Consider the following 3,479-nt stretch of genomic DNA (forward strand, 5'->3'; position numbering starts at 1 on the left):
GTGCAGGAAGCCTGCCTCCAGGCCCCAAAGCTTCTGGAAGGCCTGGTTGAAGAACCGCAGCTTCTCGTCGGTGTCGAAAATGGCGACCGCCGTGTTGAGCTGGTCGAGCGTGTCGGCGTGGCTTCGCACCGTCCGTTCGTATTCGCCGCGAACGGCTTCGATGGCACTGGTGTCGCAGGCAAGGCCGGCCGAGCCATCGCTGCCGGCGAAATCGGTGACCGCGAACACACGGCGGTCGCCTTCGATCACGGAGGACAGCGACTGCTCGAAAACCGGATGCGTCCTGTGCTGGGCGGCAATCGCATCGCGCGCCTGGCCGCCGAGGAACTCTTTCTTCTCCCGAACCGCGGCTTCGGCATTTTCGGCTTCGACGGCATCGGCATAGGCGCGGTTGACCCACTTCAGCCCGCCATCCTCGCCGCGGAGCCACGCCGGCATGTTCAGCGCGTCGAGCAGGCCGATCATCGTGTCGTGGTCGGCGGCCAGCCGCTGGTTCTCGATCTTCAGTCTGGCCTGGCTGCGCTGCGTCTCCGAGAGCGAGAGGAAACGCACGAGCACATGCGCGGCACTCTTGCGGCCATGCACTTCGAGCGGCGCACCGGCCTGCGATTCGATGACCAGGTCGAAGGGTTTGGCCTTTTCGCGCAATCCCGCGACGGCATGTTCGAGTGCCGCCGCCGAACGCGGCATCAGCCAGCGGCCGAAAGCAAGAAAAGCGGCCCTATCCTCGGGAGCGCCGCTTTCGACGGGCAATGTGCCGATGAGCTCGGGCTTCTTGTTTTCCGCAGCCCAGACGACGACGCGCTGGTCGCGCAGATTGAGCAGCGCCTCGGAACGGCGGAGCGCCGCGTTGATGTCGGCGAGGCGGCTCCTGAGTTCGACATTCTCCGCCGAGGTGCGGGCTCTTTCGCGGATGAGAACGATGGCCGATATCAGTGCGGCACCCGTCACGCCGACGAACACTGCAAGCTGCATGACATCAATGGCACTCACCGACAGTCCGGCGACGCTGGCAACAGCGGTCTCGGCATGCGCGGCGGCGCCGGCCAAGGGCCCCGCGAGCGCGGAGGTGGCAAGGAATGTCGACGCGCGGGCGCGCCAGGACAGGCTCCCCCCTTCCAGGGCGGAGCCAGCAATCCCCGAATCGTCATGGCCGCCGGAAACGGCCCGTCCCGCTCTGTGCGGGTGTTGCCCCGGCATGTCTTGGTCCTCTCCGCCGCCTGAATGCAAGACCGCCCTGATGCGTGCCTCTCTTGACCCTCTCGGGCTGGAAGCATCGCCGAATCACCTGACAATAACCCCTCGCCGAATCGGCGTGAAGGCTGATGGCGCGCAAAAATAAGGCCGGGCGAAAAGTCAATCGCCCGGCCTCAATATCTGGTAGTAATTTTAGCTTTGGTTAATAGCGGTAGTGTTCCGGCTTGAACGGACCCTGCGGCGTGACGCCGATATAGGCGGCCTGTTCACCCGACAGTTCGGTCAGGCGGGCGCCGAGCTTGTCGAGATGCAGGCGGGCGACCTTTTCGTCGAGATGCTTGGGCAGGACATAGACCTGGTTCTCGTACTGGCCGGGCTTGGTGTAGAGCTCGATCTGCGCCAGCACCTGGTTGGTGAAGGATGCCGACATGACGAAGCTCGGGTGGCCGGTGGCGTTGCCGAGATTGAGCAGCCGTCCTTCCGACAAAAGGATCATCCGCTTGCCGTCCGCGAAGGTGATCATATCGACCTGCGGCTTGACGTTGGTCCATTTCAAATTGCGCAGCGCGGCGACCTGGATCTCATTGTCGAAGTGGCCGATGTTGCCGACGATGACCATGTCCTTCATCGAGCGCATATGGTCGAGGGTGACGACATCCTTGTTGCCGGTGGTGGTGATGACGATGTCGGCGGTGGGGGCTGCATCTTCCAGCGTGACGACTTCAAAACCGTCCATCGCAGCCTGCAGGGCGCAGATCGGATCGACCTCGGTGACCTTGACGCGGGCACCGGCGCCCTTGAGCGAGGCCGACGAGCCCTTGCCGACGTCGCCATAACCGCACACGACAGCGACCTTGCCGGCCATCATCGTGTCGGTGCCGCGGCGGATGCCGTCGACCAGCGATTCCTTGCAGCCATACTTGTTGTCGAACTTCGACTTGGTGACCGAGTCGTTGACGTTGATTGCGGGGAAGGGCAGCAGGCCCTTCTTCTGCAGCTGGTAGAGGCGGTTGACGCCGGTGGTCGTCTCTTCGGTGACGCCGCGGATCGCCGCCTTCTGCTTGGTGAAGAAGCCGGGCGAAGCCTTCAGGCGCTTCTTGACCTGGGCGTAGAAATATTCCTCTTCCTCGCTCTGCGGGTTGGACAGCACGTCCTCGCCGGCCTCGGCGCGGGCGCCGATCAGGATGTACATGGTGGCGTCGCCGCCATCATCGAGGATCATGTTGGAGAGGCCGCCATCGGCCCACTGGAAGATCTTGTCGGTGTAGTCCCAATACTCCTCCAGCGACTCGCCCTTGACGGCAAACACCGGGATGCCGGCCTCGGCGATGGCCGCGGCCGCATGGTCCTGGGTCGAGAAGATGTTGCAGGAGGCCCAGCGGATATCGGCGCCAAGCGCCTTCAGCGTCTCGATCAGCACCGCCGTCTGGATGGTCATGTGCAGCGAGCCGGTGATGCGCGCACCCTTGAGCGGCTGCTTGGGGCCGAATTCCTCACGGCAGGCCATCAGGCCCGGCATTTCGGTTTCGGCGATCTCGAGTTCCTTGCGGCCCCAGCCGGCAAGCGAGATGTCGGCGACCACATAGTCCTTGCTACCCGTCATGGCAGTACTCCGATGCGAATGTTGTGCTTGCGAATTTGTTGCGGACACGCCCGCGCCGGTCGGCGCGTCCAAGGGCGCGAATTGCCGGCCTGACTAGCAGATCGGAGCAAGGACGACAATGGGATATAAAGAAATCTTTATCCCTGCATGTCTCTCGGACGCATATCGCGCTCTACCAGATCAGCATTCCTCGCCGAAGCGGGACGCCACCAGTTGCTCCAGGGCGTCGATGACCTGCTGGGCCTCCGGCCCGCTGGCGGTGACGCGGATCGAATAGCCGGGGCTTGCCGCCAGCATCATCAGGCCCATGATCGAGGTGCCGCCAACCTTGACGCCATCCTTCTCGACATGCACCGAGGCATCGAAGCCGCTGGCCAGCTGGACGAACTTCGCCGAAGCGCGCGCATGAAGGCCGCGCTGGTTGATGATGGGAAAATCCCGGACTATCTGATCTTTTTCCGGGGACAGCGCGGTCATTTGCTGCTCAGGAGCTGGCTGGCAACATTGATGTATTTGCGACCGGCGGCCTGGGCCTCATCAAGGGCGGCCGCCATGTTGTCGCCCTTGCGGATCGAGGAGAGCTTGATCAGCATCGGCAGAGTCATGCCGGCGATCACCTCGGTGCATGTCGAGAAGGATGGCGTCAAGGTTGGCGGCGCCTCGATCATGGGCCTGATGA

At 63.4% G+C, this 3,479-nt stretch carries 3 protein-coding genes and 1 pseudogene; all 4 read right to left on the reverse strand.

Features of this window, described 5'->3' with window-relative positions; all coding sequences use genetic code 11:
• The coding region (locus tag ENZ74_RS26055) for a PAS domain-containing protein (protein WP_127313081.1) at nt 1-1,200 on the reverse strand (1,200 nt) is incomplete at its 3' end.
• Nucleotides 1,201-1,399: 199 nt separating this feature from the next.
• The gene (gene ahcY / locus ENZ74_RS26060) at nt 1,400-2,800 is read right to left on the reverse strand and encodes an adenosylhomocysteinase (protein ID WP_013528332.1); all 1,401 of its coding nucleotides are present in this window, start codon (nt 2,798-2,800) and stop codon (nt 1,400-1,402) included.
• Nucleotides 2,801-2,980: 180 nt separating this feature from the next.
• Nucleotides 2,981-3,277, reverse strand: a complete 297-nt coding sequence (locus ENZ74_RS26065; RefSeq protein ID WP_013528333.1) for an HPr family phosphocarrier protein — start codon at nt 3,275-3,277, stop codon at nt 2,981-2,983.
• Nucleotides 3,274-3,479 (reverse strand): annotated as a pseudogene (locus ENZ74_RS26070) (hypothetical protein); the annotation flags it as partial. The pseudogene ENZ74_RS26070 and the gene ENZ74_RS26065, both read right to left, overlap by 4 nt.

The sequence above is a fragment of the Mesorhizobium sp. M7A.F.Ca.CA.002.15.2.1 genome (genome assembly GCF_003998715.1).
GTDB lineage: Bacteria > Pseudomonadota > Alphaproteobacteria > Rhizobiales > Rhizobiaceae > Mesorhizobium > Mesorhizobium ciceri.